Source organism: Pseudomonas antarctica (genome assembly GCF_900624995.1).
Classification (GTDB): Bacteria; Pseudomonadota; Gammaproteobacteria; order Pseudomonadales; family Pseudomonadaceae; genus Aquipseudomonas; species Aquipseudomonas antarctica.
In genome coordinates this window covers 41,195-67,838 of record NZ_UYXQ01000001.1, presented here as the reverse complement: position 1 = coordinate 67,838, position 26,644 = coordinate 41,195, and the positions used below count along the sequence as shown (strand labels likewise).

Annotated in this window: 23 protein-coding genes and 1 pseudogene; 13 read left to right on the top strand and 11 right to left on the bottom strand. The window is 59.5% G+C overall.

Features of this window, described 5'->3' with window-relative positions:
- Nucleotides 1-38: 38 nt before the first annotated feature.
- Nucleotides 39-1,541 carry an exopolyphosphatase gene (ppx, locus tag E0F99_RS00335; protein WP_083356177.1) on the bottom strand — a complete coding sequence of 501 codons (1,503 nt, stop codon included), beginning with the start codon at nucleotides 1,539-1,541 and terminating at the stop codon, nucleotides 39-41.
- Between the two features lie 484 nt (nucleotides 1,542-2,025).
- Between ppx and E0F99_RS00330 the strand changes: the two genes are divergently transcribed.
- The 4 genes from E0F99_RS00330 to E0F99_RS00315 all read left to right on the top strand — a co-directional run bounded on the left by E0F99_RS00330 (nucleotide 2,026) and on the right by E0F99_RS00315 (nucleotide 6,544).
- Nucleotides 2,026-2,673: a DUF1120 domain-containing protein gene (locus E0F99_RS00330; RefSeq protein ID WP_083356178.1), complete on the top strand. Its 648-nt coding sequence runs from the start codon at nucleotides 2,026-2,028 to the stop codon at nucleotides 2,671-2,673.
- A 122-nt stretch (nucleotides 2,674-2,795) separates the two neighbouring features.
- Nucleotides 2,796-3,494, top strand: a complete 699-nt coding sequence (locus E0F99_RS00325) for a fimbria/pilus chaperone family protein (RefSeq protein WP_083356179.1) — start codon at nucleotides 2,796-2,798, stop codon at nucleotides 3,492-3,494.
- 31 nt (nucleotides 3,495-3,525) lie between these two features.
- On the top strand, nucleotides 3,526-6,003 hold the full coding sequence (locus tag E0F99_RS00320) for a fimbria/pilus outer membrane usher protein (RefSeq protein ID WP_130908675.1): 2,478 nt from the start codon (nucleotides 3,526-3,528) through the stop codon (nucleotides 6,001-6,003).
- Nucleotides 5,993-6,544, top strand: a complete 552-nt coding sequence (locus E0F99_RS00315) for a DUF1120 domain-containing protein (RefSeq protein WP_083356181.1) — start codon at nucleotides 5,993-5,995, stop codon at nucleotides 6,542-6,544. The genes E0F99_RS00320 and E0F99_RS00315 overlap by 11 nt, the downstream gene beginning before the upstream one ends.
- On the opposite strand, the gene E0F99_RS00310 is transcribed toward E0F99_RS00315, so the two are convergent.
- From E0F99_RS00310 to E0F99_RS00295, 4 genes are read right to left on the bottom strand one after another with little or no spacing between them, the layout of a single operon-like run.
- Nucleotides 6,516-7,253 carry an amino acid ABC transporter ATP-binding protein gene (locus E0F99_RS00310; protein WP_083356182.1) on the bottom strand — a complete coding sequence of 246 codons (738 nt, stop codon included), beginning with the start codon at nucleotides 7,251-7,253 and terminating at the stop codon, nucleotides 6,516-6,518. The genes E0F99_RS00315 and E0F99_RS00310 overlap by 29 nt on opposite strands.
- On the bottom strand, nucleotides 7,240-7,890 hold the full coding sequence (locus E0F99_RS00305) for an amino acid ABC transporter permease (RefSeq protein ID WP_083356183.1): 651 nt from the start codon (nucleotides 7,888-7,890) through the stop codon (nucleotides 7,240-7,242). Before E0F99_RS00305 ends, E0F99_RS00310 begins: the two co-directional genes overlap by 14 nt.
- Nucleotides 7,887-8,555, bottom strand: coding sequence for an amino acid ABC transporter permease (locus E0F99_RS00300; protein ID WP_083356184.1), 669 nt, complete (start codon nucleotides 8,553-8,555; stop codon nucleotides 7,887-7,889). The genes E0F99_RS00305 and E0F99_RS00300 overlap by 4 nt, the downstream gene beginning before the upstream one ends.
- A 17-nt stretch (nucleotides 8,556-8,572) precedes the next feature.
- Nucleotides 8,573-9,358, bottom strand: coding sequence for a transporter substrate-binding domain-containing protein (locus tag E0F99_RS00295; RefSeq protein WP_083356185.1), 786 nt, complete (start codon nucleotides 9,356-9,358; stop codon nucleotides 8,573-8,575).
- A gap of 255 nt (nucleotides 9,359-9,613) precedes the next feature.
- Between E0F99_RS00295 and E0F99_RS00290 the strand changes: the two genes are divergently transcribed.
- The 6 genes from E0F99_RS00290 (at nucleotide 9,614) to E0F99_RS00265 (ending at nucleotide 16,891) form a co-directional block, all read left to right on the top strand.
- Nucleotides 9,614-10,309 carry a FadR/GntR family transcriptional regulator gene (locus tag E0F99_RS00290; RefSeq protein ID WP_083356186.1) on the top strand — a complete coding sequence of 232 codons (696 nt, stop codon included), beginning with the start codon at nucleotides 9,614-9,616 and terminating at the stop codon, nucleotides 10,307-10,309.
- A gap of 121 nt (nucleotides 10,310-10,430) precedes the next feature.
- Complete coding sequence (trxA, locus tag E0F99_RS00285; RefSeq protein WP_015886460.1) at nucleotides 10,431-10,760, top strand: thioredoxin TrxA; 330 nt, start codon at nucleotides 10,431-10,433, stop codon at nucleotides 10,758-10,760.
- A gap of 236 nt (nucleotides 10,761-10,996) precedes the next feature.
- Nucleotides 10,997-12,256 carry a transcription termination factor Rho gene (rho, locus tag E0F99_RS00280; RefSeq protein ID WP_083356187.1) on the top strand — a complete coding sequence of 420 codons (1,260 nt, stop codon included), beginning with the start codon at nucleotides 10,997-10,999 and terminating at the stop codon, nucleotides 12,254-12,256.
- A 137-nt stretch (nucleotides 12,257-12,393) separates the two neighbouring features.
- Nucleotides 12,394-14,397, top strand: coding sequence for an acyltransferase family protein (locus E0F99_RS00275; protein WP_083356188.1), 2,004 nt, complete (start codon nucleotides 12,394-12,396; stop codon nucleotides 14,395-14,397).
- Nucleotides 14,398-14,456: 59 nt separating this feature from the next.
- Complete coding sequence (ubiD, locus tag E0F99_RS00270; RefSeq protein WP_056860766.1) at nucleotides 14,457-15,923, top strand: 4-hydroxy-3-polyprenylbenzoate decarboxylase; 1,467 nt, start codon at nucleotides 14,457-14,459, stop codon at nucleotides 15,921-15,923.
- Nucleotides 15,923-16,891, top strand: a complete 969-nt coding sequence (locus tag E0F99_RS00265) for a CDP-6-deoxy-delta-3,4-glucoseen reductase (protein ID WP_083356189.1) — start codon at nucleotides 15,923-15,925, stop codon at nucleotides 16,889-16,891. The genes ubiD and E0F99_RS00265 overlap by 1 nt, the downstream gene beginning before the upstream one ends.
- Before the next feature lie 44 nt (nucleotides 16,892-16,935).
- Here E0F99_RS00265 and E0F99_RS00260 read toward each other — a convergent pair whose 3' ends face one another.
- A complete protein-coding gene (locus E0F99_RS00260) occupies nucleotides 16,936-17,412 on the bottom strand; it encodes a sn-glycerol-3-phosphate transporter (protein ID WP_083356190.1) in 477 nt (158 codons plus the stop codon).
- 334 nt (nucleotides 17,413-17,746) lie between these two features.
- Here E0F99_RS00260 and E0F99_RS00255 point away from each other — a divergent pair.
- Together E0F99_RS00255 and E0F99_RS00250 are read left to right on the top strand one after the other, a co-directional pair.
- Nucleotides 17,747-17,953 (top strand): annotated as a pseudogene (locus E0F99_RS00255) (hypothetical protein); the annotation flags it as partial.
- A 27-nt stretch (nucleotides 17,954-17,980) separates the two neighbouring features.
- A complete protein-coding gene (locus E0F99_RS00250; protein WP_083356191.1) occupies nucleotides 17,981-18,634 on the top strand; it encodes a gamma-glutamylcyclotransferase in 654 nt (217 codons plus the stop codon).
- On the opposite strand, the gene glpT is transcribed toward E0F99_RS00250, so the two are convergent.
- Nucleotides 18,631-19,968 carry a glycerol-3-phosphate transporter gene (gene glpT / locus E0F99_RS00245; RefSeq protein ID WP_083356192.1) on the bottom strand — a complete coding sequence of 446 codons (1,338 nt, stop codon included), beginning with the start codon at nucleotides 19,966-19,968 and terminating at the stop codon, nucleotides 18,631-18,633. The genes E0F99_RS00250 and glpT overlap by 4 nt on opposite strands.
- 231 nt (nucleotides 19,969-20,199) lie before the next feature.
- Nucleotides 20,200-21,177: an NADPH:quinone oxidoreductase family protein gene (locus E0F99_RS00240; protein WP_083356193.1), complete on the bottom strand. Its 978-nt coding sequence runs from the start codon at nucleotides 21,175-21,177 to the stop codon at nucleotides 20,200-20,202.
- Between the two features lie 150 nt (nucleotides 21,178-21,327).
- Between E0F99_RS00240 and E0F99_RS00235 the strand changes: the two genes are divergently transcribed.
- On the top strand, nucleotides 21,328-21,735 hold the full coding sequence (locus E0F99_RS00235; RefSeq protein WP_078739688.1) for a flagellar basal body-associated protein FliL: 408 nt from the start codon (nucleotides 21,328-21,330) through the stop codon (nucleotides 21,733-21,735).
- A gap of 49 nt (nucleotides 21,736-21,784) precedes the next feature.
- Here the strand turns inward: E0F99_RS00235 and E0F99_RS00230 are convergent, their stop codons facing one another.
- Genes E0F99_RS00230 through E0F99_RS00220 form a run of 3 tightly spaced genes read right to left on the bottom strand, consistent with a single transcriptional unit; the run spans nucleotide 21,785 to nucleotide 26,582 of the window.
- Nucleotides 21,785-22,903 (bottom strand): ABC transporter permease, encoded by a 1,119-nt coding sequence (locus tag E0F99_RS00230; protein WP_083356194.1) that lies wholly within the window; start codon nucleotides 22,901-22,903, stop codon nucleotides 21,785-21,787.
- The gene (gene rbbA / locus E0F99_RS00225; RefSeq protein WP_083356195.1) at nucleotides 22,903-25,620 is read right to left on the bottom strand and encodes a ribosome-associated ATPase/putative transporter RbbA; all 2,718 of its coding nucleotides are present in this window, start codon (nucleotides 25,618-25,620) and stop codon (nucleotides 22,903-22,905) included. The genes E0F99_RS00230 and rbbA overlap by 1 nt, the downstream gene beginning before the upstream one ends.
- Nucleotides 25,617-26,582 carry an HlyD family secretion protein gene (locus tag E0F99_RS00220; RefSeq protein ID WP_083360344.1) on the bottom strand — a complete coding sequence of 322 codons (966 nt, stop codon included), beginning with the start codon at nucleotides 26,580-26,582 and terminating at the stop codon, nucleotides 25,617-25,619. The genes rbbA and E0F99_RS00220 overlap by 4 nt, the downstream gene beginning before the upstream one ends.
- Nucleotides 26,583-26,644: the final 62 nt, after the last annotated feature.

Here is a 26,644-nt window from a genome sequence, read left to right as displayed (position 1 = left end):
GGAGCAAGCCCCCTCCCACATTTGTTTTGTAGTGTGCTTTAGCGCAGGTTCAGACTGAACCCAACCCGCGTCAGCCACTCCGCTTCCTGGGCGAAGTCCGCCTGGGTCAGCTGGTTTTCATCCAGCCAGCCTTTCGGGAACACCACGTCCAGGCTGTCGCCATGGGCGCGCAGGGTCACCTGGGGCATTTCCTGGGTCCCACGGATGTGGTGGAACAGGATCGCAAAGCGCAGCAGTACGCACAGGCGAATCAGCTTGATGCCTTCGCCGCCGAAGTCGGCAAACTTGTCCTTGGGGATGTTGCGGCGATGGCCGCGCACCAGCAGGGCGAGCATCTGTTGGTCTTCGCGGGAGAAGCCGGCAAGGTCCGAGTGCTCGATCAGGTAGGCGCCATGCTTGTGGTAATGATAGTGGGCGATGTCCAGGCCCACCTCGTGCACCTTAGCGGCCCAGCCGAGCAGCTCGCGCCATACGCCGTCCTCCAGGTCCCAGTCTTCGGCTACCTGGTCGAAGGCATGCAGGGCTTTACGTTCCACGCGGGCGGCTTGTTCCAAGTCGACGTGATAACGCTCCATCAACGAGCTGAGGGTGCGCTCACGCACGTCTTCGTGGTGATGACGGCCCAGCAGGTCGTAGAGCACGCCTTCGCGCAGGGCGCCGTCACAGTGGTCCATACGTTGCAGTTCGAGGGCGTCGAAGATTGCTTCGAGAATCGCCAGGCCGGCCGGGAAAATGGTGCGGCGGTCGGGCTTGATGCCGTCGAAATCGATTTTCTCCGCATCGCCCAGCTTGAACAGCTTGCGCTTGAGCCACGCCAAGCCTTCGGCGTTGACCTCGCCGGTGCCATGGCCGCCGGCTTTCAGGGCCAGGCCGATGGCACGTATGGTGCCAGAGGAGCCAATGGCTTCATCCCAAGTCAAACGGTGCAGGGCGTGTTCGATGCTCATGATTTCCAGGCGCGCCGCTGTGTAGGCCTGGGCGTAGCGTGCCGGGGTGATCTTGCCGTCCTTGAAATACCGCTGGGTGTAACTGACGCAACCCATCTGCAGGCTTTCGCGCAGCAGCGGTTCAAAACGCTGGCCGATGATAAATTCGGTACTGCCGCCGCCGATGTCCGCTACCAGGCGTTTACCGGGCGTGTCGGCCAGGGTGTGGGACACGCCGAGGTAGATCAGGCGCGCTTCTTCACGGCCGGAGATGACTTCTACCGGGTGCCCGAGAATCTCCTCGGCGCGCCGGATGAACTCGCCGCGGTTACGCGCTTCACGCAAGGCGTTAGTGCCCACGATTCGCACTGCGCCCAAGGGCATGCCATTGATCAGTTGGGCAAAGCGCTTGAGGCAATCGAGCCCGCGCTGCATGGACTCTTCATTGAGCTGACGCTCGTCGTCGATTCCGGCAGCCAGTTGCACTTTTTCGCCGAGCCGCTCGAGGATGCGGATTTCGCCGTTCTGGGCCTTGGCCACGACCATGTGAAAGCTGTTGGAGCCCAGGTCGATGGCGGCGATCAGGGACAGATTCTTGGCTTGGGATTGCGGCATGGTTTGGGGGTCTCGGTCGATAACCTGACCATCGTGCCACGATCGACCGCTGACGCCAACGCGTTGTGCTTCAGTAATTTGCCTGATGCAGGCTGTGGGCAATTCTTGTGGGAAATGTAGGTTGGTTTTGTAAACGTGCAGTGAATAAGGCCTTGGATGGTGTAGTGCGTTTTAACCGTATGTTGTTGTATTGCGGACTCTGAATTTACCTACAGCGTGTGAGTCGGTGTTCTCTTTCTTTTTTTGTGCAGGACTACTGTGTAACTAGGTTGAAGCTACTGTTTATTTTTACCGTTCCCACAGTTACTGATGCGTTGTCTGATTCTTAAATGAAGTGCCAAAGCGACAGACTGTCATCCGGCAATTGTGCCTGGGTGGTATTTATTTATCGTTGTGTATGTCCGGGAAGACAAATAAAGAGGCGATGGAGTCGCCAAGGCATAAATAAAGAGCACCTGATAACTATGTTATTGGCAGGAACAGCATGAAAAAAATGGTTGGATTGACTCTCGGTATCGCGTGCCTGGCTGCAGCTTTTATTGCCCAGGCAAACACCAGCGCCCAATTGGTTGTCAGGGGCACAATTACACCGGCTGCCTGTAACCTCAGCCTGGCTGGCAGCGGCATTATCGACTACGGCACGATTCGCTCAGGCGAGTTGTCCCAGGTAGCGTTCAACCCGCGTGACGAGCGGACCACGTCGCTGGTCGTCAATTGCGGCACCACGCCTGCCAGGTTCGGGATTACCTTTACCGACTTGCAGGCTGGCAGCAAGGTGACGGGTATTCTGGGGGCAGGCTATACCGAGGCGCAAAATTTTGGTTTGGGTAGTGTAGGAACCCGGCGAACCGGGGGGTATTCGGTCACCCTCAGAGACCTGCGGTCTTCTGGTTTTGCACTGCAGCCCATCATGCGTACCAGTGCGGGCGCCTGGCAGGGCAGTGATGGCAAAGTTACTCAATCGCCTACCCAGTATTCGTGGCGAAATAACACTACCTTTGCACCGGCTGCCATTAACCAGTTGACGGGCACTCTGGCGGTGAAGGCAGTCATCAACAGGGCCCAGGACCTGGACCTGAGCCGCGATATCTCTATTGATGGGCGCGCTACGCTTGTCTTGAGTTATATCTAACTAATAGAAAACAGCCAGCTAAGAACTAACTACTTTTTGTTGGCTGTTTTTCTGTGGGCGCTTGATTGTCGATAGTCGGCGTCATCAGTTGCGGGGAATATTGAGTGCGTGGTTTTTTAATAATGAGTCGTGCGCTGTTGTGGCGTGCAGGTATTTGCTTTTTTTTTACCACTGTTGCTGTGGCGGACGGTATGCAGCCGGAAACAACCGTGGTGGTGCTTTATGAAGACGAGGGCGAAGCCACGATAAACATCAAGAATACCGATGCGGGGCCTGCGTTACTTCATTCAGTCGTGGAGAACGTGCCTGAGGACCTGGAACCTTTATTGATTGTCACACCGCCTATCACACGTGTGGAGGCGGGCGACACGCAACGGGTGCGTTTTATCAGCACCTTGAAACAGCCGCTTGTTACTCAACGGCTCAAACGAGTGTCTTTTGAGGGCATCCCCCAAGCGCGTGCTGCGGGGGCGGCGACTATCGGCATCACCCTTCGACAGAATCTGCCGCTGATCCTGCACCCAAAGGGCCTGCCTCGGCATCACACGCCCTGGGAGTTACTGAAGTGGCAGCGGGCGGGGGAGCGTCTCACGGTCCACAACGACAGTGCCTATGTCGTGCGCCTGGCCCCAGACGTACGGCTGCTTCCACAAGGCCTTCCGGCGACGTTGCAGCGCACCTACATTTTGCCGGGTGAGGCATTGATCGCAAAGGTCGAAGGCCCTTTGAGCGGCGTGGTTGAGGTCGAGATTCAGCCAGCGACGGTTTATGGGTTTTCGGTAGAGAACTACCGCGCCCCGATCCATACCGAAGAGGGTTGATCGACTCATGATCAGCTCATCGAGCAATAGCATGACCGCATCCTTTCGGCTTTACAGACCCTCGTTGCTCATGCGGTTTGCGACACTGTGGAGTTTGCCTGGTCTCGTGTCTGCGTTGGAGCTGGGCGAGGGCTTCGACGTTGCAGCACTGACAACCCATCGTATTGACCCTAAGGTTTCCGACTACTTTCGCAACGCAGCGCGCTTTCGCGAAGGTGTTCAGGTGGTGGGGTTGCGGGTCAACGGCAACCCCCTTGGGCTGGTGGATGCGCGGTTTGATCAAGCAGGCCGATTGTGTTTCACCCCTGGTTTGCTGGAGAAAGCAGGGCTGGTAACCCCCGGCGCGATCATGCGCGAGGGGGCCGCGCCGGGCCAGGTTTGCCATGACTTCCTCGGTGCATTCCCAACAACGATAGTGACGCTGCGTCCCGGCATGGACGAGGTAGCGCTGGTGGTACCCACAAAGTCATTGCGTGAGCGCCAGTGGGACGGCGTGCATTTTTCCAAAGGCGGCACGGCGGCGCTCTTCAACTATGAGGTATTGGGTTTCGATAGCCGTTCGCGCAATGGGCCCAGCCGGTTCGTTTCGGCTTACACCGAGGCAGGGTTCAACCTTGATGACTGGATTGTTCGCAGTCGCCAGTTTTACGTGTCCGACAATGGCAAGGCCCGTACCGAGCATCTGTATGCCTTGGCGCAGCGGGATATTGCCGCCTTGCAATCGACTTTTCAGGTGGGCCAGCTCTCCAGCAATAACCCACTGTTTGGCGGCGTCCAGTTGTCTGGCCTGCAGTTTTCCCCTGATGGCCAATCTCGCACCGCTGCGGGCAGCAACAATGCGGTGGTCGAAGGGCTTGCGCAGAGCCCGTCACGCATTGAGGTTCGTCAGTCCGGGGTGTTGATCCACAACACGCTGGTGCCCGAAGGCCCCTTCCGGCTGACCGGGTTGCCTTTGCTCAATGGCTCCAGTGACCTGGACGTCAGTGTGATCAATGTGCGCGGCGCCAGGCGCAGTTTCGTGGTGCCGGCGGCTTCGTTTGCAGGCGCTGCTCAGGCGGCGTCCGGTTACTATTTCTCGGTTGGCAAACTGCGCAGGAATGCTGGCGAAGAAGGCCCGACACCGGTGGTCGCGATGGGCAGCAGCACCTGGGGGTTTGGGCGTGACTCGTCTGTGGGTTTGGGGCTGTTGAGTACCGATGAATTCGGGTCGGCAGGTGGCACCCTCAGCAGTGTTTTTTTTCAGCGGGTTTCTGTGAGCACCCGCCAAAATCTGTCCCGAGACAGCAAAAATGCACTGTCCGGGTCGCGCAGCAGCGTATCGGTGAGCAGCCCGGTAGCGGCCACTGTCGACGTCAACCTCAGCGCAACCACCCAAACCCGAGGTTATCGCGAAGTAACCGAAGCAGGCTGGCCAACCAGGGTCGATGAGTTGAGTGCGCGCTTCAAGAACCAGTACACGGCAGGCATGAGCTGGGCCGATCCCGCGCTCGGCACATTCTCCGTGGGCTACACCCGCAGTGCCCAATTTGATGGGCGAACGAATGCACATGTGTCGGCCTCGTGGAACAAGTCTTTCCGCCGCGCCGATGTCACGTTGATCGCCGATTCGCAGGTCGGTGGCACTCGATCCGGCCGCGATGCCCTGCAGGGCGGCAGGCGTCGCGACAGCGCGCTGGATAATGACCTGTCATTGCGGTTGCAGGTCAGCGTGCCCTTGGGTGGGGATCGTCGTATAAACAGCTACACCAGTCGCCGCGGTGAACGGATCACGGCGGGTACAGCGCTCAGCGATCGGGTTAACGAGTACGTGAATTACGAAGTGGGGGTCGAGCGCGACCTCAATACCCGGGAGCAATCGGTGCGCGGCAATGTGGACCTGTTGCCACGTTATACCCGGGTTGGCCTGGGGGGCAGTCGCGACCCCCAGGGCAGCAGTTACACGGGGCAGTTGCATGGCGGCGTGGTGGCTCACGGAGGTGGGCTGACCTTCTCGCCTTATGCCGTGCAGGATACGTTCGGCATCGTCTCGGTGGGCGATATCGGCGCAGCCAAAGTCGACACACCGCAAGGTCCGGTGTGGACCGACTTCAGTGGGCAAGCGGTGATCGCCGGCTTACCCGTCTACACCCATAGCCGAGTCGAGGTGCAGACCCAATCCTTGCCCAGGCGTGTCGACCTGAAAAACGGCACCCAGGTGCTCACCGCCGGCCGAGGGTCTTTCAATGCCGTGAATTTCGATGTGGTGAAAGTACGTCGAATGTTGCTCAGCGCGAATGATCAGCAGGGCCAGCCACTGCCTCAGGGCGCTGCGGTGTTTGGCAAGGGTGATCGCTTCCTGACCAGCGTGGTGGGTGAGGGCATGATTTTCCTCAACGACGTCAATGAATTGCAGGACCTGCGTGTTTCATTGCCGGATACGTCCACCTGCCTGTTACGCATCGACCCCGAGTCCCCGCCAGACAATGACATGTTCTATGAAACCACCTCGGCGGTGTGCCATGGCCGCTAAGCTTATAGGCCTGCCCTTGGCGTTGTTCTGCACGGTGCTGGCGGCGCCTGGCGCTTGGGCCGAAAACTGTCAGTTATCGGTGAGCCAGTCGCGCATCGACTATGGGGCCATTCGCAGGGATGCGTTTGTTGAAAGAGCCTCCATGGTGCTCGGCACTCGCTCGTTGCACGTGAACGTTCTGTGCACTGAGCCTGCGCCGATGGCGTTGCGTTTTATCGGGGTTGCAGCCGATGGCCAGGGGTTTATGTTTGGGCGCCAAGGGCGTTTTCGTCTGAGCCTGAAACACACTCAGGTGGATGGGCGTGCCATCGACTGGGCAGCTACGCATCTGCCGGGCGAGCCGGTCAGCGGGCAGTTGCTGCCCGGGCAGACCTTGGTGGCGCGAGCGGCGGGTTTGCCGGTGGTAGGCCTGAGATTGACAGCCCGAGTCGATATCGACACCGAGCTGCCGGCTGACGCCCTGGAGGTTCGCAGCGAGACGCGTCTGGAGGGGCAAGGCAGTTTCGAACTGGTCAGCTCGGCTGCTCCACCGAACCAATGAAGTTGGCGAGTTCCGGCGTTCTGGGGTTGGCGAACAGCGTCTTGGGGTCGCCCACTTCATGCACCTTGCCTTGGTGCATGAACACCAGTTTGTCGCCGACTTCCCGGGCGAAACGCATTTCGTGGGTCACCATGATCAAGGTCATGCCGTCCTTGGCCAGTTGACGCACCACGCTGAGCACTTCATTGACCAGTTCCGGGTCCAGGGCCGAGGTGATTTCGTCGCACAGCAGCACTTTGGGCGACATGGCCAATGCGCGTGCAATGGCTACGCGTTGTTGCTGCCCGCCGGACAGGCGATCAGGGAAGGCGTCGAACTTTTCCCCCAGCCCGACGCGCTCCAGCATCTGCTTGGCAAGCTGTGCGGCTTTGGCCTTGGGCACTTTTTGCACCACTTGTGGTGCGAGCATGACGTTTTCGCCCACCGTCAGGTGCGGGAACAGGTTGAACTGCTGGAACACCATGCCGACTTTCTGCCGCAGGCTGCGCAGGTCGGCGCGGGCGGCGTCGAGGTATTCGCCATCGACTTCGATCACGCCGTCGTTGATGGACTCCAGGCCATTGAGGGTACGCAGCAAGGTGGACTTGCCCGAGCCGCTGCGGCCGATGATCGCCACCACCTGGCCTTCTTCAACGGTCAGGTCGATGCCCTTGAGTACGTGGTGATCGCCGTAATACTTATGCAGGGCGGAAATTCTAAGCAGAGGCATGCAGTCTCCTTTCCAGGTAGCGGGCACTGAGGGACAAGGGGTAGCAGAGCAGGAAGTAACCGAGGGCCACCAGGCCATAGACCATAAAGGGCTCGAAGGTGGCGTTGGCGAGCATGCCGCCGGTCTTGGTCAGTTCGGTAAAGCCGATGATCGACGTCACGGCGGTGCCTTTGACCACCTGCACCGAAAACCCTACGGTGGGCGCCACGGCAATCCGCAGTGCCTGTGGCAGGATCACATAGCGCAGTTGTTCAAGCGGATTGAGCGCCAGGCTGGCCGAGGCTTCCCACTGCCCGTGGGCGATAGACTCGACGCAGCCGCGCCAGATCTCGGCCAGGTAGGCGCTGGTAAATAGGGTCAAGGCCATTGCCGCCGCCAGCCAGGGCGAGATATCTACCCCCAGCAAGGCGATGCCGAAAAACACCAGAAACAGCTGCATCAACAGCGGCGTGCCCTGGAACAGTTCAATATAGGTACGTGCGACATTGCGCGTGAAGGCTTTGCGGCTGATGCGCATCGCCATCATCAGCAAGCCGATCAGGCCGCCGCCGACAAATGCCACCAGCGACAACAACAGGGTCCATTGCAGGCCGGTCGCCAGGTTACGCACGATGTCCCAGAAGGAAAAATCACTCATCGGCTGTTCCTCACCACGAAGCGGCGGCCAATCCAGTTGAGCAACTGACGAATCATCAGTGCCATGCACAGGTACACCAGCGTGGTCAGCGCATAGGTTTCAAAGGCGCGGAAGTTGCGCGACTGAATAAAATTGGCGGCAAAACTCAGCTCTTCGGTGGCGATCTGCGAACACACCGCCGAGCCGAGCATCACGATGATGATCTGGCTGCTCAGCGCCGGCCACACTTTGCCCAGCGCCGGCAGCAGCACCACGTGGCGGAACGCCTCGAAACGCGTCATCGCCAAGGCGGCAGCGGCTTCCAGCTGGCCGCGCGGGATGGCCTGGATGCCGGCGCGGATGATCTCCGTGGAGTAGGCCCCCAGGTTGATCACCATCGCCAGCACGGCGGCTTGCCACTCGGTGATTTTCAGCCCCAGGGACGGCAGGCCGAAGAAGATGAAAAACAACTGCACCAGAAACGGCGTGTTGCGGATCAACTCGACATACACACCGAAGAACCAGGCGAACGGCTGGATCTTCCACGCCCGTACCACGGCGCCGACAGTGCCAAGGGCGACACCCAGGACCGCGCCAATGGCCGTCAACTCAAGCGTGAACAGGGCGCCGCGCAGCAGCAGGTCGGTATTGGCCAGCACCGGCATAAAGTCAAATTGATACGCCATGAATCAGCTCCGTTGCTTTAAAGGTCTGCAGGCAGCGGCTCTTTAAGCCACTGCATCGCATTCTTTTCCAGGCTGCCGTCGGCCTTGGCCGCCACCAGAATCTGGTTAACCTTCTCCAGCAGCGCCGGCTCGTTTTTGTTCACGCCCACGTACACCGGCGAGTCCTTGAGCTTCACTTTCAGCGCCGGTACGCGTTTCGGGTTGCGCTCGCTGATCGCCACCATCACCACGTTGCCGCTGGCGATCAGGTCGACTTGGCCGGCCAGGTAGGCGGCGATGGTCGAGTTGTTGTCTTCGAAGCGCTTGATCGTGGCTTCCTTGGGCGCGACGGCAGTCAGCTCGATGTCTTCGATGGCCCCGCGGGTCACGCTGATGGTCTTGCCCTTGAGGTCGTCGGTGGTGCTGATGGCCGCGTCAGGCGGGCCGAACACGGCCAGGTAGAACGGTGCGTAGGCCTTGGAGAAGTCGATGACCTTTTCTCGCTCGGCATTCTTGCCCAGGCTGGAAATCACCAGGTCGACCTTGCCGGTGGTGAGATATGGAATGCGGTTAGTGCTGTTGACCGGTGTCAGCTCCAGCTTGACCTTGAGTTGGTCGGCCAGCAGCTTGGCGGTGTCGATGTCCAGGCCGCGAGGCTTCATGTCGGGGCCGACCGAGCCGAATGGTGGGAAGTCCTGAGGTACGGCAACCTTGAGTGTGCCACGCGCAACGATGTCTTCCAGACCATTGGCCTGGGCGGGCGCCTGGCTCAGCATCAGGCTGGCAAACAGGGCAGTGAGCAGGACGCTGTAGCGCTTGGTCATGGCAACTCTCCGAAAAAGGCAAAGGAATTTTCTGATTTGGCTCAGTGCACAGCCCATGCCATCACCACTCGGATCGTCTGCAAGGCCGGGATTTGTTGAGGTGCTGTGGTCTTACTGGTCTGAACAGTGCTTGCGCTTTTCGCACCTTTTTCGAGCGTCTATGAAACCCTGCGAGCCCCTTTGGGGCGTGGCTTGCCGCCGGCTGCGAATAGCTTTACAACTAGCCGCTCAGTTGTTTGGAACTATGAGTTTTTTATGAATTCCATCGCCCAAGCCGTACCGGAAGCGGCCCTGCAGGCCATCCGTAAATTGATCAAGGAACAGGGCTTCACAGCGGGCGATGCACTGCCGTCCCAGCGCGATCTAGCGGTGCAATTGGGCGTGAGCCGGGCGTCGCTACGTGAAGCGTTGTCGTCCTTGAGTGCCTTGGGCGTGGTCAGTGTTCAGCCCGGTAAAGGCGTGTTTGTGCAGGCGGCCGATGAGTCTCCGGGGTTTGCCTGGCCATTTGCGGCCCAGGCTACGCCGCTGGATATCTTCCAGTTGCGTTATGCCTTGGAGGGCTTTGCAGCGGGGTTGGCGGCGATGACGTTGACCATCGATGAGCTGGACAGGCTGGAAGACAATGTCGAGGCCATGCGCAAGGTGCTCAAAGCCGGTGACTTCGAGGCAGCCGCCCGGCTGGACTTCGAATTTCACCAGTGGATCTTGTTGGCCAGTGGTAACCAGGCGATGGTGAGCATCCTGAGTGCCAGCGCCGAGGTGTTTTTGGAGAGCCAGAAGCTACCGTTCATCCGGCCGGAACGGGCGATGGAAACCTGGCAGGAGCACCGCAAGATCCTCCGTGCCCTGGCCCGTCGCGCCAGTGCGGCGGCGCAGAAAACCATGCAGGAACACGTACGCAATGCGGCGTTGCGCACGGGCATCGCGTTCGTCACCCCGATGTCGCCTTGAAGTGGGCTATACCCAAACTCATGCACGGTCATAGCAAGACTCAATTAGAGGCGGCTTCCTGAACGGGGGAAGGGCGGCTATGATGGGCAACGTTTTTTTTGCTTACAATCCGGAGACATCCATGAGCAACGATCTTATCAAGCACGTCACCGACGCGACCTTTGAGGCCGAAGTACTCAAGGCTGCTGGCCCGGTGCTGGTTGACTACTGGGCTGAATGGTGCGGCCCTTGCAAAATGATCGCTCCGGTTCTGGACGACATTGCAACCACCTACGAAGGCAAGCTGACCATTGCTAAGCTGAACATCGACGACAATCAGGAAACCCCGGCCAAGCACGGCGTGCGTGGTATCCCGACGCTGATGCTGTTCAAGAACGGCAACGTCGAAGCCACTAAAGTGGGCGCGCTGTCGAAGTCTCAGCTGCAAGCTTTCCTCGACGCCAACATCTAAGCGTCGTCAAAAAGGCCCCGCAAAATAGCGGGGCTTTTTCGTGAAACAGGGCTAGACGCTCTGAAACTCAGGTGGTACATTCGGCCCCGCACTGGTTTCTCCACTGCCCCCTGCAAGCCGTCGCCGACGCATTCCTTTTCGATTAGTACGCGATCCTGTCGCCTTCTCTGCGGCGCGGCCTCATTAAGCCAAAAGCTTAATTTTCCCCCCTCCATAAATGATTACGTCATTCCTATATGAATCTGACTGAACTCAAGCAAAAGCCGATTACCGACCTGCTCCAATTGGCCGAAGAAATGGGCATAGAAAATATGGCCCGTTCGCGCAAGCAGGACGTGATTTTCTCCCTGCTCAAAAAGCACGCGAAAAGCGGCGAGGAAATCTCCGGTGATGGCGTGCTGGAGATTCTCCAGGACGGCTTCGGCTTCCTCCGCTCTGCTGACGCTTCCTATCTCGCCGGCCCAGACGACATCTACGTCTCGCCGAGCCAGATCCGTCGCTTCAACTTGCGCACCGGTGACACCATCGTTGGCAAGATCCGTCCTCCGAAGGAAGGCGAGCGTTATTTCGCCCTGCTCAAGGTCGACACGATCAACTACGATCGTCCCGAGAACGCGAAAAACAAGATTCTCTTTGAGAACCTGACGCCACTGTTCCCGACTGTGCGCATGAAGATGGAAGCCGGTAATGGCTCCACCGAGGACTTGACCGGTCGTGTCATCGACCTGTGCGCCCCGATCGGTAAAGGCCAGCGCGGCCTGATCGTCGCACCGCCGAAAGCCGGTAAGACCATCATGCTGCAGAACATTGCAGCGAACATCGCACGTAACAATCCTGAAGTTCACCTGATCGTGCTGCTGATCGATGAGCGTCCGGAAGAAGTAACCGAAATGCAGCGCACCGTGCGCGGCGAAGTGGTTGCCTCGACGTTCGATGAGCCGCCAACCCGTCACGTGCAGGTTGCCGAAATGGTGATCGAGAAGGCCAAGCGCCTGGTCGAACACAAGAAGGACGTGGTGATCCTGCTCGACTCCATCACCCGTCTGGCCCGTGCCTACAACACTGTGATCCCGAGCTCCGGCAAGGTCCTCACCGGTGGTGTCGATGCCCACGCCCTGGAGAAACCAAAGCGTTTCTTCGGCGCTGCGCGGAACATCGAAGAAGGCGGCTCGCTGACCATTATCGCCACCGCACTGGTTGAAACCGGCTCGAAGATGGACGAAGTGATCTACGAAGAGTTCAAAGGTACCGGCAACATGGAACTGCCTCTGGACCGCCGTATCGCGGAAAAGCGTGTGTTCCCTGCGATCAACATCAACCGCTCCGGCACTCGCCGCGAAGAGTTGCTGACCGCCGACGACGAACTGCAGCGGATGTGGATCCTGCGCAAGCTGCTGCACCCGATGGACGAAGTAGCCGCCATCGAGTTCCTGGTCGACAAGCTGAAAGCCACCAAGACCAACGACGAGTTCTTCTTGTCGATGAAGCGTAAGTAACACGACGTTTCAGCTCTGAAAAATGGCGCCCTTTTTAGGGCGCCATTTTTTTTGCGACGAAAAAGGGAGGTTTGCGCGGTAGGAGTGTCAGTAAAGAAACCACAAAAACCTCCAACCGTACCAAACTGACTACATTTATGACCTCTCTTGCTTATCGAAGAGACATTGACGGCCTGCGTGCCATCGCTGTCCTTGCCGTGGTGCTGTTCCACTTTGGCGTTCCGGGTGTTACTGGCGGCTTTGTCGGCGTTGACGTGTTCTTTGTGATTTCAGGTTTCCTGATCACTTCGATCATCTGGCGCGAGCGTGAGGCCGGGCGTTTCAGTTTTCTGGATTTTTGGGCGCGTCGGGCCCGGCGCATCCTGCCGGCACTGATTGTCATGATGCTCGCATCATTGGTGGTCGGCTGGTATCTGCTGGCGCCCAAGGACTACGAAGAACTGGGGCGCTCGATTCACAATCAGGTGATTTTCATCTCCAACCTGTTCTTCATGCGTCAGGACGGCTACTTCGAAACGGCCTCCGATATGAAGCCGATGCTGCACACGTGGTCGCTGTCGGTTGAAGAGCAGTACTACATCGCGTTTCCGCTGTTACTGGTGTTCTTGTCGAGCCGGCTGAAGCAATGGCGCAGCGCCTTGTTTGTGCTGTCGCTGGTGTCATTTGCTGCAAGCGTCTGGGCGGTTGCTCATGCGCCCGAAAAAGCTTTTTTCCTGTTGCCTATGCGTGCCTGGGAACTGTTGGCGGGCGCCATGCTGGCGGTTTTGCCGGTGCGCGCTCAGCGGGCAAGCCCGAGGTTGGCACAGAGCGTCAGCTTGATCAGCCTGGGCCTGATTCTGGTTGCGGTGTTTGGATATGACGCTGACACCGCCTTCCCGGGCGCTGCGGCTCTGCTGCCGGTATTGGGTGTGGTGGGCCTGATTTGGGCCAACGGCCAGCAAACAACCCTGGTTGGGCGGTTGCTGGGCAGTCGTGTACTGGTGGGCATAGGGCTGATTTCCTATTCCTGGTATTTGTGGCATTGGCCGGTGCTGGTGTTTGGCAAGTACGCCAGTATCTTTGGCCTGACGCGCTGGGAGGTGGCGGCGCTGTTCTGCCTGAGCCTGATTCTGGGTTATGGGTCCTGGCGGTTTGTCGAGGGGCCCTTTCGTGAGCGGCGCCTGTTGGCGGGGCGTCGGTCGATCCTGGTCGCGAGCGTCGTTGCACTCGCAAGCCTGGGCCTGGTTGGCAAAGGGTTGGTGTGGTCGGATGGGTTCGCCGAGCGATTGTCACCTCAGGCACTGCAATTTGCCCAGACCCATACCTGGAGCCCCACGCTCATGAAGTGCTTGGGGGACGACAAGAAAAACAATCGAAGCGAGCCTTGCCATTTTGGTCCGCCAACAAGCACAGCGCGAGCGCTGGTGTGGGGCGATAGTCACGCCTCGGCGCTGATTCCAGCGTTCAATGACGGTTCGAATAAGTACGACTTCAGCATCACGCAGGCCGGTTATGCCGGTTGCCTGCCTTTTTACCGCAAAGAAAACACCCTCGGTTGCAGGGCATTCAATGAGCGCACCTCAGCGTTGTTGAACCGGGACCATTTCAGCGATGTGGTACTCGTCGCGCGTTGGAGTCTTTACGTCTATGGAGAGCGCTCCGGCGATACCGGTGCGTCAATTCATGACCCGGAGACGGGGAAATATGACCGTGCTATCGCGCAGCGGCTGTTCACCGAGGGTTTGACTGCACAGGTGCAGCACCTCCGTGCCAGTGGCCACCGGGTATGGTTGGTGAAGGAGGTGCCACTGCAGGAGTTCGACGTGCCTTTCCGGCTCGCCCGCTTGGCGATGCTGGGTCGCCGGACCGACAAAGAAGGCTTGCCACTGGCCGAGCACTTGGCGCGTCAGGCCTATATCAGCGCCACGTTTGAGCGAATTGCGGCGTCCGACCCAGGGGTTCGGGTCCTGGACCCTGCGCCGAAACTGTGTGCTGTAAACAGCTGGTGCCGCGTCGAGATTGATGGCCACGCGCTCTACACGGATGACAATCACCTTTCAATCGCGGGCTCCAAGCTTGTGGAGGGGTTCCTTGAGCCCTTCTTCCGCGCTCTGCGCAACACATCCGCTGGGCCGGATGTGAGTCGCAATGACGTGCAATAAGCTGTCAGCGCTCGTAAGAGCAGGTAGGATGTACGCCTATTTTACGGGTGGCATGGTTAATGAAATTCAAGGATCTTCGGGATTTCGTGCAGCAACTTGAGCAGCGCGGAGAGTTGAAACGTATCCAGGTGCCGATTTCCCCGGTACTGGAAATGACTGAGATTTGCGACCGTACTCTGCGCAACAAGGGCCCGGCGCTGCTGTTCGAGAACCCCACCGGCTTTGATATTCCGGTGCTCGGCAACCTGTTCGGCACCCCGGATCGCGTGGCCTTTGGCATGGGCGCCGAGTCGGTCAGCGAGCTGCGCGAGATCGGCAAGCTGCTGGCCTTCCTCAAGGAGCCCGAGCCACCCAAGGGTCTCAAGGATGCATGGTCGAAGCTGCCGATCTTTCGCAAGATCATTGCCATGGCGCCCAAGGTGGTCAAAGACGCGGTGTGCCAGGAAGTGGTCATCGAAGGCGATGATGTCGACCTCGGCATGCTGCCGGTGCAGACCTGCTGGCCTGGCGACGTCGGCCCACTGATCACCTGGGGCCTGACCGTCACCAAAGGCCCGAACAAAGACCGCCAGAACCTCGGCATCTACCGTCAGCAAGTGATCGGCCGTAACAAGGTCATCATGCGTTGGTTGAGCCATCGCGGTGGCGCGCTGGACTTTCGCGAGTGGTGCGAAAAGCACCCCGGCAAGCCGTTCCCGGTCTCCGTTGCGCTGGGCGCTGACCCGGCGACCATTCTGGGCGCTGTCACTCCGGTGCCTGATAGCCTGTCCGAATATGCCTTTGCCGGTCTACTGCGCGGCAACCGCACCGAGCTGGTGAAGTGCCGTGGCAACGACCTGCAAGTGCCGGCCACGGCGGAAATCATCCTGGAAGGCGTGATTCATCCCGGCGAAATGGCCGATGAAGGCCCCTACGGCGACCACACCGGTTACTACAACGAAGTCGACAGCTTCCCGGTGTTCACCGTCGAGCGCATCACCCACCGGATTAAGCCGATCTACCACAGCACTTACACCGGCCGTCCGCCGGATGAGCCGGCTATTCTTGGTGTGGCGCTCAACGAAGTGTTTGTGCCGATCCTGCAAAAGCAGTTTCCGGAAATCACCGACTTCTATCTGCCGCCCGAAGGCTGCTCGTACCGCATGGCTATCGTGACCATGAAGAAGTCGTACCCAGGTCATGCCAAGCGGGTAATGCTCGGTGTGTGGTCGTTTTTGCGACAGTTCATGTACACCAAGTTCGTTATCGTCACCGACGACGACATCAATGCTCGGGACTGGAACGACGTAATCTGGGCCATCACCACGCGCATGGACCCCAAGCGCGACACGGTGATGATCGACAATACGCCGATCGACTACCTCGACTTTGCCTCGCCGGTGTCGGGGCTGGGCTCGAAGATGGGCCTGGATGCCACCCACAAATGGCCGGGTGAAACCACCCGCGAGTGGGGCCGGGTGATCGTCAAGGATGAAGCCGTGACCGCACGTGTCGATGCGATCTGGAAAGAATTGGGAATAGATTGATGCGTGTAACCCTGCAACCTTCTGGCGCGGTACTGGAACTGGTCCCTGGCGAGCGAATTCTCGAAGGCGCGCGCCGCCTGGGCTACGAGTGTCCGCAAGCGTGCCGCAACGGCGTGTGCCATGTGTGTGCGGCGCTGCTGGTCGAGGGCCGGGTGCAGCAAGCCGGTGAGGTGCGTGACCACGGTGAGTTCTACACCTGCATCGCCGAACCGCTGGAAGATTGCATTGTGTTGTGGGATGGCGTGCTGGCGCCGGGAGAGTTGCCGTTGCACAAATTGTCGTGCCAATTGAGTGAATGTGTGGAAGTCGGTGGCGATGTATGGCGCGTGCGCCTGCGGGCTCCCGCCGGCAGAGCGGTGCGTTATCACGCCGGGCAGTACCTGATGATCGAGCGGGAGAACGGCGAGAAGTCGGCGTTTTCCCTGGCGTCGGCGCCCCACGCCGGGCGTGAGCTGGAGCTGCATGTGCTGGTGCGCGAGGACAGCGCCCGCAGCCTGATTGAGCAACTGCAGCGTAATCAGATGGCCCGCATCGAGCTGCCGTTTGGCGACACCCACCTGGCAGAGCTGCCGGACGGGCCGCTGGTGCTGATCGCCGCCGGCACCGGCATGGCGCAAATGCACAGCCTGATTGAGCATTGTCGCGCCTCTGGCTTCAAACACCCGGTGCACCTGTACTGGGGCGTGCGTCGCCCGGAAGACTTCTACGAAATCGAGCACTGGGACCAATGGAAGCAACTGCCCAACCTGTTCCTGCACAAAGTCGTCAGCGACCTGTGCGGTTGGGAAGGGCGCTGTGGGCTGCTACATGAAGCGGTGTGCGAAGACATCAGCGACCTCAAGGCTGTTCACGTCTACGCCAGTGGTTCACCGGCAATGATCTACGGCACCTTGGATGCGCTGGTCGACGCCGGCATGGACGCGCACCAGATGCGCGCCGATGTGTTCGCCTACGCGCCGCGTCCTTAATGTAGGAGCAGGCACGCGAGCTCCTGTACAGATAGGCAAGGCTGTCAGAAACGCACCCCCGCCGTCAGCATCGCCGCATTAAAGCCCAGCAACACCAACTCGCTGGCCACCGGGCCGACATTCACGCCCACGGAGGGGATGATCGCCGGTGCCACGCCAAAGCGGTTGAGTGGGATTTTGTCACGGTACTTGCCGCGATAACCCTGAAGCGCACCTGCGGTCACCTTCACGTAGAACGGCGAGTCGCCAAGGTCGTAGCGTTTACCGGCGTAAACGTAATATGAGCGCTGGCTGAACGAGTTGCGAAATGTAGCCCCGCCATACACCAGCCCGGACGCTTCGTTGCGCTCCAGGTTGATCAAATCCTGATTGTTGTTGTGCTTGGGGTCCGGTGAAAAGTGCCGTGTGTAAACGCTCGTCTGGGCGTACCAGAAGCCTTTATCGTCCTCAGCGGCAGCTTCAGAGGCCAGAGCAGTAGCGGCGTGTGCCATGAGCAGCAAGCCAGAGTAAAAGTACTTCATGGTTCGACCTCGATAGTCGTTTGAACGGGCGGCTAATGTGGGTCGCGAAACTTCTACAGTTTGGCGGCTAACCTCCTGCGAGGCCTGAACCTACGCTGAAAGTTTGTTCGTCTATGCTTATGCAATTAAGGTATTACTTCTGTAGGAAGAATCTCATTAGGCTATAAGAAAACGGACTAACGACCTCTCAACAACCCATAACTGATCGCCCCCGTCCGCCAGATCGATCGTATGAATTCAGCGCATTGGCGTTTTGATTGATTCTTAGAGGGGCACTATGGGGTGCTACAAGAAACACGCGTTGTACGCCGCGATTTTTTCGGCAGCCCGGCGATTCTGGACAGCCTGGGTGCTCGACCTGTCAGCGGACTACACGCTGAAGAACAGGACCTTCACCTTTGGCGGCGACAACGCCACCGACAAATACCCGGAGAACGTCAATGCCTACGCCAGCAGTGGTGGAAATTTGGCCTAAAGCACTTTTTCGCCGTACGGTTACAGCGGCGCGTTTTATTACGGTAAAGTTGCTTACAACTGGTAACACACAGGAGGCGCACCGCTTTTCGCCATGACCGCCATTGAAACCGATCTTTTGCAATTGGCTTACCCTCCGCGGCTCGATCTGGGGCCGCAACTCACTCACGAACAGTTAATGAGCTCAATGCAGGCCACCATGGCCCGGCATAAGGGTGGGCCGGTCTGGCTATTTGCATACGGATCGTTGATCTGGCGGCCTGAATGTTCGTCGACCCAGCGAGTACGGGCGCGGGTTCACGGTTATCACCGGGGCTTGTACCTGTGGTCCCACGAGCATCGGGGCACGCCGGAGTCGCCGGGTTTGGTGTTCGGTCTGGATCGCGGGGGTTCCTGCAGCGGGTTTGCCTACCGCTTGCCAGAAGATCAGCTCGAGGCCTCGCTTTACGCCTTATGGCAGCGCGAGATGCCTTACCCCTCTTACCGGCCGCACTGGCTCAACTGCCGCCTGGCAGATGGCACTCAGGTGCAGGCGTTGGGGTTTGTGTTGGAGCGGCATTTGCCCAGTTATGCTGGCAACTTGCCTGACATCGTGCTCAATCACGTGCTGCAAAGCGCTTGCGGGCGTTACGGCACCACTCGCGATTATGTCGAGCAGACCGTCAACGCCCTGCGTAGCCACGCCATGCCAGATAAAAATCTGGAGGCGCGGCTCAAGCGTTGTACGAAGGGGGCGGGCGGCGATTAACGTGCCGTGCTGATGCTGTTGGTGTGCCACAGCGTCGGGATCAGGAAGGCGATCGCCAACAGACACGCGCCCACCAGCAACACAAAACCGCCATCCCAGCCGAAATGGTCAACGGTGTAGCCCATGGCCGCACTGGCTGCCACCGAACCCCCCAGGTAACCGAACAAACCGGTGAAGCCCGCCGCAGTGCCGGCAGCTTTTTTTGGTGCCAACTCCAGCGCCTGCAAGCCGATCAACATCACCGGGCCGTAGATCAGGAAGCCAATGGAGAACAGCGCGATCATGTCGATCGTCGGGTTGCCTGGCGGGTTGAGCCAGTAAACCAGGGTCGCCACTGTGACCAAGGCCATGAACACGATGCCGGTCAGGCCACGGTTGCCACGGAAGATCTTGTCCGACATCCAGCCGCACAGCAGCGTACCGGGAATTCCTGCCCACTCGTAGAAGAAGTACGCCCACGAGGTTTTATCCACGTCGAAGTGCTTGGCTTCCTTGAGGTACGTCGGCGCCCAGTCAAGTACGCCGTAGCGCAGCAGGTAGACGAAGACGTTGGCGAAGGCGATGTACCACAGCATTTTGTTGCGCAGTACGTACTTGACGAAGATTTCCTTGGCGCTGAATTCGTCTTCGTGGCTGGAATCGTACCCTTCAGGGTAGTCGTTCTTGTATTCCTCGATCGGTGGCAAGCCTACCGATTGCGGGGTATCGCGCATGGTGATGAAGGCAAATGCTGCCACCAGCAAGGCCACGGTCGCAGGCACATAGAACGCCGCGTGCCAGTCGTTGAACCACGCCATACCCAGCAAGAACAGCGGGCCGATCAGGCCGCCGCCGACGTTATGCGCCACGTTCCATACCGACACCACACCGCCGCGTTCTTTCTGCGACCACCAGTGCACCATGGTGCGTCCACTTGGCGGCCAGCCCATGCCTTGGGCCCAGCCGTTAATGAACAGCAAAATGAACATCATGGTCACACTGGACGTTGCCCAAGGTGCGAAACCGAAAATGAACATCACTCCGGCCGATATCAGCAGGCCGAAGGGCAGGAAGTAGCGAGGGTTGGAGCGGTCGGACACCAGGCCCATCAGGAACTTGGACAAGCCGTAGGCGATTGCAATCGCCGACATCGCCAGGCCCAACTGACCACGGGTATAACCCTCGTCGATCAAGTAGGGCATGGCCAGGGAGAAGTTTTTGCGCAGCAGGTAATAGCCGGCGTAGCCGAAGAAAATACCGGCGAAAATCTGCCAGCGCAGTCGTCGGTACGTGCTGTCTATTTTTTCTTCAGGCAGAGGCGCCTGGTGTGCGGCAGGACGAAAGAAAGCAAACATTCAAGAGCTCCAAATTTCTTGTTTTGACTGCGGATGCGAATGTTACAGTTTCGTTACCGAAAATAGCATCGCCTCTTATCTGCAAACACAGGAAATTGGAGCAATTGCATGTTCTCTTATGAACATGTCGCTAATAGATAAGTATGGGTCGGTATCAGATTTTTATGACGATGCAGTTCAACTGTGGGAGCAGGCAAGCCCCCTCCCACATTGGATTGCATGTCAAGTCGGTCAGCGGGTTTGGACGACGACTTTGCCCACCGCTTTGCGCTGCCCCAGGTCATTGATCGCTTGGGCAGCCAGCTCTAGGGGATACACCTGCGACACGAGCGGCTTTAGGTTGCCTTCGGCATACCAACTGAACAACTGCTGGAAGTTCGCCGCATTGTCCTGCGGCTGACGCTGTGCGAACGCGCCCCAGAACACCCCGACCACCGATGCCCCCTTGAGCAACGCCAGGTTTACCGGCAGCTCCGGAATGCGCCCGCTGGCAAAACCCACCACCAACAGCCGGCCGTTCCAGGCGATACCACGAACAGCTTGGTCAAACAGATCACCGCCCACCGGGTCGTAGATCACATCAACCCCGTTGCCGTCAGTCAGACGCTTGATTTCGTCTTTGAGGTTGGCTTCGCTGTAGTTGATCAATTCATCGGCGCCAGCCGCCTTGGCTACGGCCAGTTTGTCCGCACTGCTGGCGGCGGCGATTACCCGGGCGCCCATGGCTTTACCGATTTCCACGGCAGCCAGGCCCACACCACCGGAGGCACCAAGTACCAACAGGGTTTCGCCGGGTTGCAGGTTGGCCCTTTGTTTTAAGGCATGCATCGAGGTGCCGTAGGTCATGCTGAAGGCGGCGGCGGTATTAAAATCCATGCTCGGTGGGATCGGCAGCACGTTGTAGCCCGGCACGGCGACCTGCTCGGCAAAGCTGCCCCAGCCGGTCAGGGCCATGACCCGGTCGCCGACTTTCAAGTGGCTGACTTTTTCACCGACTTCACTGACCACGCCCGCCGCTTCGCCACCCGGCGAGAACGGAAAGGGCGGCTTGAATTGGTATTTGCCCTCGATGATCAGGGTGTCCGGGAAATTGACCCCGGCAGCGTGCACGTCCAACAGGATTTCGTTCTTCTTGATCGCGGGGCTTGCGATCTCTTCCAGCACCAGGGTTTCGGCGGGGCCGAAGGCTTTGCACAGCACAGCTTTCATCGGACTATTCCTTTTGGCGTCGTGGCCGATAAGTGTAGGAGGGTACGCCCGTGGGTCAACGAGCATGCCCAGCCCTGATAAGTGGCCATAAGCTTGTGCTCAGCCTTGCTAGCGTTATGCTACCTGGCAACCGAATTTGAGGAATGAACCGTGAAAGCTTGGATCCTGTTGATGCTCGCCCTGACCTTGCCGATGGCAGCCCAGGCCGAAGAAGCGAAAGAAGGCGAGGCACCGAAGGTGAGCTATATCAGCCTGACACCGCCGTTCGTGGGCAACTACGGCCTGGATGGCACCGCCAAACTCAAGGTGTTCAAGGCCGACATCGCCTTGCGCGTGACCGGGCCTGAAGCTGCCGCTGCTGTCAAAGCCAACGATCCGCTGATTCGTAACCAGTTGGTGGCGTTATTTACTCAGCAAACCAGTGAGGCCATGAGTACGGTTGAAGGCAAGGAAAAGCTGCGTCAGGAAGCCCTGAAACAAACCCAGCAAGTGATGAATGACGAGACCGGCAAGCCGGTGGTGGAAGATCTGTTGTTCAACAACTTGATCATCCAGTAACAGTTCCATGTGGTGAGTGGGCTTGTTGTGGCAAGCCTGCTCGCCACAATTAAGACGCCAGGCTTTTGCGGAACCTCGCCAGCGCCACCGCAAAAAACACCAAGCCAATCCCCGCTAGCGCCAGCAAATCCGGCCACACCACGCTCACACCCGCATCCCTAAATAGAATCGCCGCGCTCAAACTCACAAAGTGCGTCGACGGCGAGCCCTGCATCACCCACTGCAACCACTCGGGCATGCTGTCCAGCGGCGTGCTGCCACCCGACAACAACAGCATCGGGATAATCACCGGGATCGCCAGCAAGCCGAACTGCGGTGTGGAGCGTGCAAGGGTGGCGAGGAAGATTCCCAGCGCAGTACTGGCAAACAGATACAGCGCGGTCACAAACAGGAACAGGCTCATGGAGCCGGCCAGCGGCACACCAAGCAAGCCTTTGACCACCAGCTCCAGCGACAGCCACGTACACAGCACCACCACCAGCATGTTGCTCCAGATTTTCGCCAGCATGATTTCCATCGCGGTCAGCGGCAGCACCAGCAAATGGTCGAGCGTACCGTGCTCGCGCTCGCGAAGCAGCGCGGTGCCGGTCAGCACGATGGCCAGGATGGTGATGTTGTTGACGATCTGGATCACCGCCAAAAACCAACCGCCTTCCAGGTTGGTATTGAACAGTGCCCGCGTGGTCAGCCGCGCGGGCGTCTTGTCGGCCGCGCCGGCCTGGCCGCTGTAGCTCAGCAGCTCACGCTGGAAGATCCTGCCGATATAGCCCGCGCCCATGAACGCCTGGCTCATCGCAGTGGCATCGACGTTCACCTGTACGCCCGGCTGACGCCCGGCCAACAAGTCGGCCTGGAAGTTTGCTGGCACGTTGATTACGAAGGTGTATTCGCCGCTGTCCATGACCTTATCCAGTTGGTCATACGCCAGTGGCGCGGGTGGTTGAAACTCCGGCGGTTGCAATGCTTGGGCCATCTTCCGGGACAGCGCGCTGTGGTCTTCATCGACAAAGGCCACGCTGGCGTTGTGCACGCCAATTACCGAGCCGGCGGCGGGCATGTAGATCGCGACCGTAAAGGCGTAGGCCAGAAACAGCAGCAACACGCTGTCATGGCGCAGGCTGGTGAGTTCCTTGATACCCAGACGCAGGATGTGAGCGAGCTTGTGCATCAGGCCTCCTGCTTCTTGAGCATGATCAAACTCAACCCGGTGAACCCGACAAAAAACCCGAACAGCGCCAGGCACTGCGGCCACAACTGGCGCAGGTCGAGGGCCTTGGTAAAGGTACCCACCGCAATATCCAAAAAGTGTCCGGCGGGAAACAGCATGCCCATCAGCGCCGCCGCGCCTTCCAGAGACGAGCGCGGCACGATCAGCCCGGAGAACTGGATGGTCGGCAGGCTCGTGATGATCATAGTGCCGAGGATCGCCGCAATCTGGGTGCGGGTGAATGCGGAAATCAACAGGCCCATACTGGTGGTGGCCAGCACATACAGAAAGCCGCCGAAGGCCAGGGTCAAGGCACTGCCCTTGAACGGCACGCCGAATAGCCAGCGGTTCATCGCCACCAGCAGCGCGAGGTTGACCAGGCTCACGGCGAGGTAGGGCGCTTGTTTGCCCAGCAGGAATTCCAGGCGAGTCAGGGGCGTGGCGTAAAAGTTGGTGATCGAGCCGAGCTCTTTTTCGCGCACGATGCCCAGCGCGGTGAGCATTGCAGGGATAAATGCCAATATCAGCGCCATCACGCCCGGGCCGATGGCATTCACGCTGACCACGTCCTGGTTGTAGCGAAAGCGTGTTTCAAGCTTGGCGGCGGCTTGAGGGGCACGGGGCAGGCTGCTCAGTTCGGCCATGTGCTGAAGGTTGCCCAGGTGTACTGCTTCGACGTAGTTGCGGCTAGTTTCCGCGCGAAACGGCATGCCGCCGTCGAGCCACGCGGCCACCGTGGGTTGGTGACCGGCGTAGAGGTCGCGGCCAAATCCGGGCGGGATTTGCAGCGCCAGTTTGATTTCCGAACGTTGCAGGCGACGGTGCAGTTCGTTCGCGTCGCTGATGGGCGCTTGTTCGGCGAAGTAGCGTGAACTGCGGAAGGCTTCAAGGTAGGCGCGGCTCTGCGGGGTCTGGTCTTGGTCGTAGACAGCAAAGGCAAGGTTTTCCACGTCCAGGGAAATCCCGTAGCCGAAGATCACCATCATGAACATTGCCCCAAGCAGGGCGAAGGCCATGCGCACTTTATCGCGCAGCAGCTCCTTGCCTTCGCGCCCCGCCACGGCCAATAGCCGAGCCAGGCTGAACCCCTGCTTGCTAACGGGCGGTGCGCCGGTTTCGCTGACGGTTTCGCTTGGCGCGGCAGGTTCGGGCTCGCCTTGAGCCTGTTCCAGGCAGGTGACGAACGCAGCCTCGAGGGTGTCGCCATGGAATTGCTTTTGCAGTGCGTCGGGCGTGTCGCAGGCGAGCACCTTGCCGGCGTGCATCAGGGAGATGCGGTCGCAGCGCTGAGCTTCGTTCATAAAGTGGGTGGACAGGAAGATCGTCACGCCTTGTTCGCGGGACAGCTCGATCAGCAATCGCCAGAAATCATCCCGCGCTGCCGGGTCGACGCCCGAGGTGGGCTCATCGAGGATCAGCACTTCCGGGCGATGCAGCACCGCCACGGCCAATGACAGGCGCTGGCGCAGGCCCAGCGGCAGCTCGCCGGATGGTTGCTCGGCTACATCACTGAGGTCGACGCGCTTGATCAACTCGTCGATCCGCGGGCCGGCATCGGCCTTGGGCAAGTCGAACAGTTGCGCGTGCAGCACCAGGTTCTGGCGCACGCTGAGTTCGCCGTACAGCGAGAAACTTTGCGACATGAAACCCACGCGCTTACGGGTGGCGAGGTCCTTGGCATTCACCGGGTTGCCGAGCAGCCTGGCGCTGCCTTCCGTGGCCGGCATCAGCCCAGTGAGGACTTTCATGGTGGTGGTCTTGCCGCAGCCGTTGGAGCCGAGGAAGCCGAAAATCTCACCCCGGCCGATGGCGAAGCTGACTTTATCCACCGCCGTGAAATCACCAAAGCGTAGGGTCAGGTCGTGGGCTTCGATGGCGATATCGGTATTGCTGCTTTTACGCGTCGGAATCACCAGCGGCTGATTGTTGTGGGCACTGTCGCCCTGGAAGTGGGTAAAGGCCTCATCCAGTTTGCCGCTGGGTGTGGCGGCCGCCAATTCGCTGCTCAGGCCGTCAGCGATCAGTTTGCCGCGGTCGAGCATCAGGCAATGCTCGAACTGTTCAGCTTCTTCCATGTAGGCCGTGGCCACCAGCAGTGTCAGTTGCGGACGTTCGTGGCGTACGGTTTCGACCAGCTCCCAGAAGCGTCGGCGCGACAACGGGTCGACGCCGGTGGTGGGCTCGTCGAGGATCAGCAGGTCCGGGTCGTGGATCAACGCACAGCACAGGCCGAGTTTCTGCTTCATGCCACCGGACAGCTTGCCGGCCGGGCGCTCGGCGAAGCGCGCGAGGTCGGTGGCCAGCAGCAGGTTGTGCATGCGCTGCTCGCAATCGGCTTTCGACAAGCCGAACAGTGTGGCAAAGAAACGGATGTTCTCGCTGATGGACAGTTCGGGGTACAGGTTGCCGCCCAGGCCTTGGGGCATGAAGGCGATGCGTGGGTACAGGCTGTTGCGGTGACGACGGTCTTCGATAGAACCGCCGAGCACATCAAGCTGGCCGTCTTGGAGCTTTTTAACCCCGGCGATCAACCCCAGCAGGCTCGACTTGCCCGCGCCATCCGGGCCGATCAGCCCGCAGCGCGTACCAGCGGGCAGACTGAAGGCGATATCGACGAGTGCCTGTTGCTTGCCGTAGCGGTGATTTATCCCCGTGGCGTGCAGCGCCAGGTCGGTCATTGCAGGTTGGCCGGCCAGTCGATATCAGCCGTGCGCACGTAGCCGGCGCCGGGCATGCCTGGCTTGGCTTGCGGTACGGCGCTGGGTTGAGTCAGGCGCAGCTTGACGCGGAACACCAGCTTCTGACGCTCGTCGCGGGTCTCCACCTCCTTGGGCGTAAACTGCGATTTGTCGGCGACAAAGCTGATTTTCGCGTGCAGCGGTTGCTGGGGCAGGGCGTCGAGCAGGATGCGCGCATCACTGCCGACGGTCAGGCGACCGGTGATGGCGGCGGGCAGGTAGAGGTTCATGTACTGATCATTGGGATCAATCAACAACAAAACCCGGCCACCCGCGCCGAGCACTTCGCCCGGCTCGGCCAGGCGTAACTGGATAATGCCGTCGATGGGGGCACGCAGGCTGCTGTCGTCGATTTCGCTGTTGAGCTGTGCCACCTGAGCCTGGGCCGCGCCAATGGCGGCTTTCACCGCATTGACCTGGGCTTGCGCGGCAACCACGGCGGCGTTGCTGGTGTTCTGGCGCGCTTGCTGCTGGTCGATCAACTGGCTGCTGGCGAAGCCTCGCTTGTACAGTTCTTGGGTGCGCCTGAGTTCCTGGCTGGCCAGCAATTGCTCACTCTGGCGCAGTTGCACGTTGGCTTCGGCGGCGGCGAAGTTTTCCTTGGCGCGCAGCACTTCGGCTTCGGCCTGGGCGCGCTGGGCTTCGAGAGTGCGGGTGTCCATGCGCGCGAGCAATTGGCCTTTGAGCACTTTGTCGCCTTCGTCCACGCGTACTTCGTCCACACGGCCTGGGAGCTTGGCGGCGATTTGCACTTCGGTGGATTCCAGGCGGCCATTGCCCATGCTCAGGCCTTCGGGCAAGCGGTCCTGGGTGGATCGCCAGTAACCGAAGCCACCGGCACCCAGCAACAGGACAATCAGTGCGATGGCGAAAAAGCGGGACAAATGATGGTTCGTAGACATGGCTGCATCCTGCGGCATTAGCGTTCCAGTGTGACCGGTTTTCCCCCTGGGGGTCTTGATAT

Coding starts and splice junctions, on each gene's coding strand:
- ppx (WP_083356177.1), bottom strand. CDS start 1,541: ATGCCGCAATCCCAAGCCAAGAATCTGTCCCTGATCGCCGCCATCGAC.
- E0F99_RS00295 (WP_083356185.1), bottom strand. CDS start 9,358: ATGACCAAGCGCTACAGCGTCCTGCTCACTGCCCTGTTTGCCAGCCTG.
- E0F99_RS00325 (WP_083356179.1), top strand. CDS start 2,796: ATGAGTCGTGCGCTGTTGTGGCGTGCAGGTATTTGCTTTTTTTTTACC.
- E0F99_RS00305 (WP_083356183.1), bottom strand. CDS start 7,890: ATGAGTGATTTTTCCTTCTGGGACATCGTGCGTAACCTGGCGACCGGC.
- rbbA (WP_083356195.1), bottom strand. CDS start 25,620: ATGACCGACCTGGCGCTGCACGCCACGGGGATAAATCACCGCTACGGC.
- rho (WP_083356187.1), top strand. CDS start 10,997: ATGAATCTGACTGAACTCAAGCAAAAGCCGATTACCGACCTGCTCCAA.
- E0F99_RS00260 (WP_083356190.1), bottom strand. CDS start 17,412: ATGAAGTACTTTTACTCTGGCTTGCTGCTCATGGCACACGCCGCTACT.
- E0F99_RS00265 (WP_083356189.1), top strand. CDS start 15,923: ATGCGTGTAACCCTGCAACCTTCTGGCGCGGTACTGGAACTGGTCCCT.
- E0F99_RS00230 (WP_083356194.1), bottom strand. CDS start 22,903: ATGCACAAGCTCGCTCACATCCTGCGTCTGGGTATCAAGGAACTCACC.
- E0F99_RS00250 (WP_083356191.1), top strand. CDS start 17,981: ATGACCGCCATTGAAACCGATCTTTTGCAATTGGCTTACCCTCCGCGG.
- E0F99_RS00240 (WP_083356193.1), bottom strand. CDS start 21,177: ATGAAAGCTGTGCTGTGCAAAGCCTTCGGCCCCGCCGAAACCCTGGTG.
- E0F99_RS00310 (WP_083356182.1), bottom strand. CDS start 7,253: ATGCCTCTGCTTAGAATTTCCGCCCTGCATAAGTATTACGGCGATCAC.
- glpT (WP_083356192.1), bottom strand. CDS start 19,968: ATGTTTGCTTTCTTTCGTCCTGCCGCACACCAGGCGCCTCTGCCTGAA.
- E0F99_RS00330 (WP_083356178.1), top strand. CDS start 2,026: ATGAAAAAAATGGTTGGATTGACTCTCGGTATCGCGTGCCTGGCTGCA.
- E0F99_RS00275 (WP_083356188.1), top strand. CDS start 12,394: ATGACCTCTCTTGCTTATCGAAGAGACATTGACGGCCTGCGTGCCATC.
- E0F99_RS00315 (WP_083356181.1), top strand. CDS start 5,993: ATGGCCGCTAAGCTTATAGGCCTGCCCTTGGCGTTGTTCTGCACGGTG.
- E0F99_RS00290 (WP_083356186.1), top strand. CDS start 9,614: ATGAATTCCATCGCCCAAGCCGTACCGGAAGCGGCCCTGCAGGCCATC.
- trxA (WP_015886460.1), top strand. CDS start 10,431: ATGAGCAACGATCTTATCAAGCACGTCACCGACGCGACCTTTGAGGCC.
- ubiD (WP_056860766.1), top strand. CDS start 14,457: ATGAAATTCAAGGATCTTCGGGATTTCGTGCAGCAACTTGAGCAGCGC.
- E0F99_RS00320 (WP_130908675.1), top strand. CDS start 3,526: ATGACCGCATCCTTTCGGCTTTACAGACCCTCGTTGCTCATGCGGTTT.
- E0F99_RS00220 (WP_083360344.1), bottom strand. CDS start 26,582: ATGTCTACGAACCATCATTTGTCCCGCTTTTTCGCCATCGCACTGATT.
- E0F99_RS00300 (WP_083356184.1), bottom strand. CDS start 8,555: ATGGCGTATCAATTTGACTTTATGCCGGTGCTGGCCAATACCGACCTG.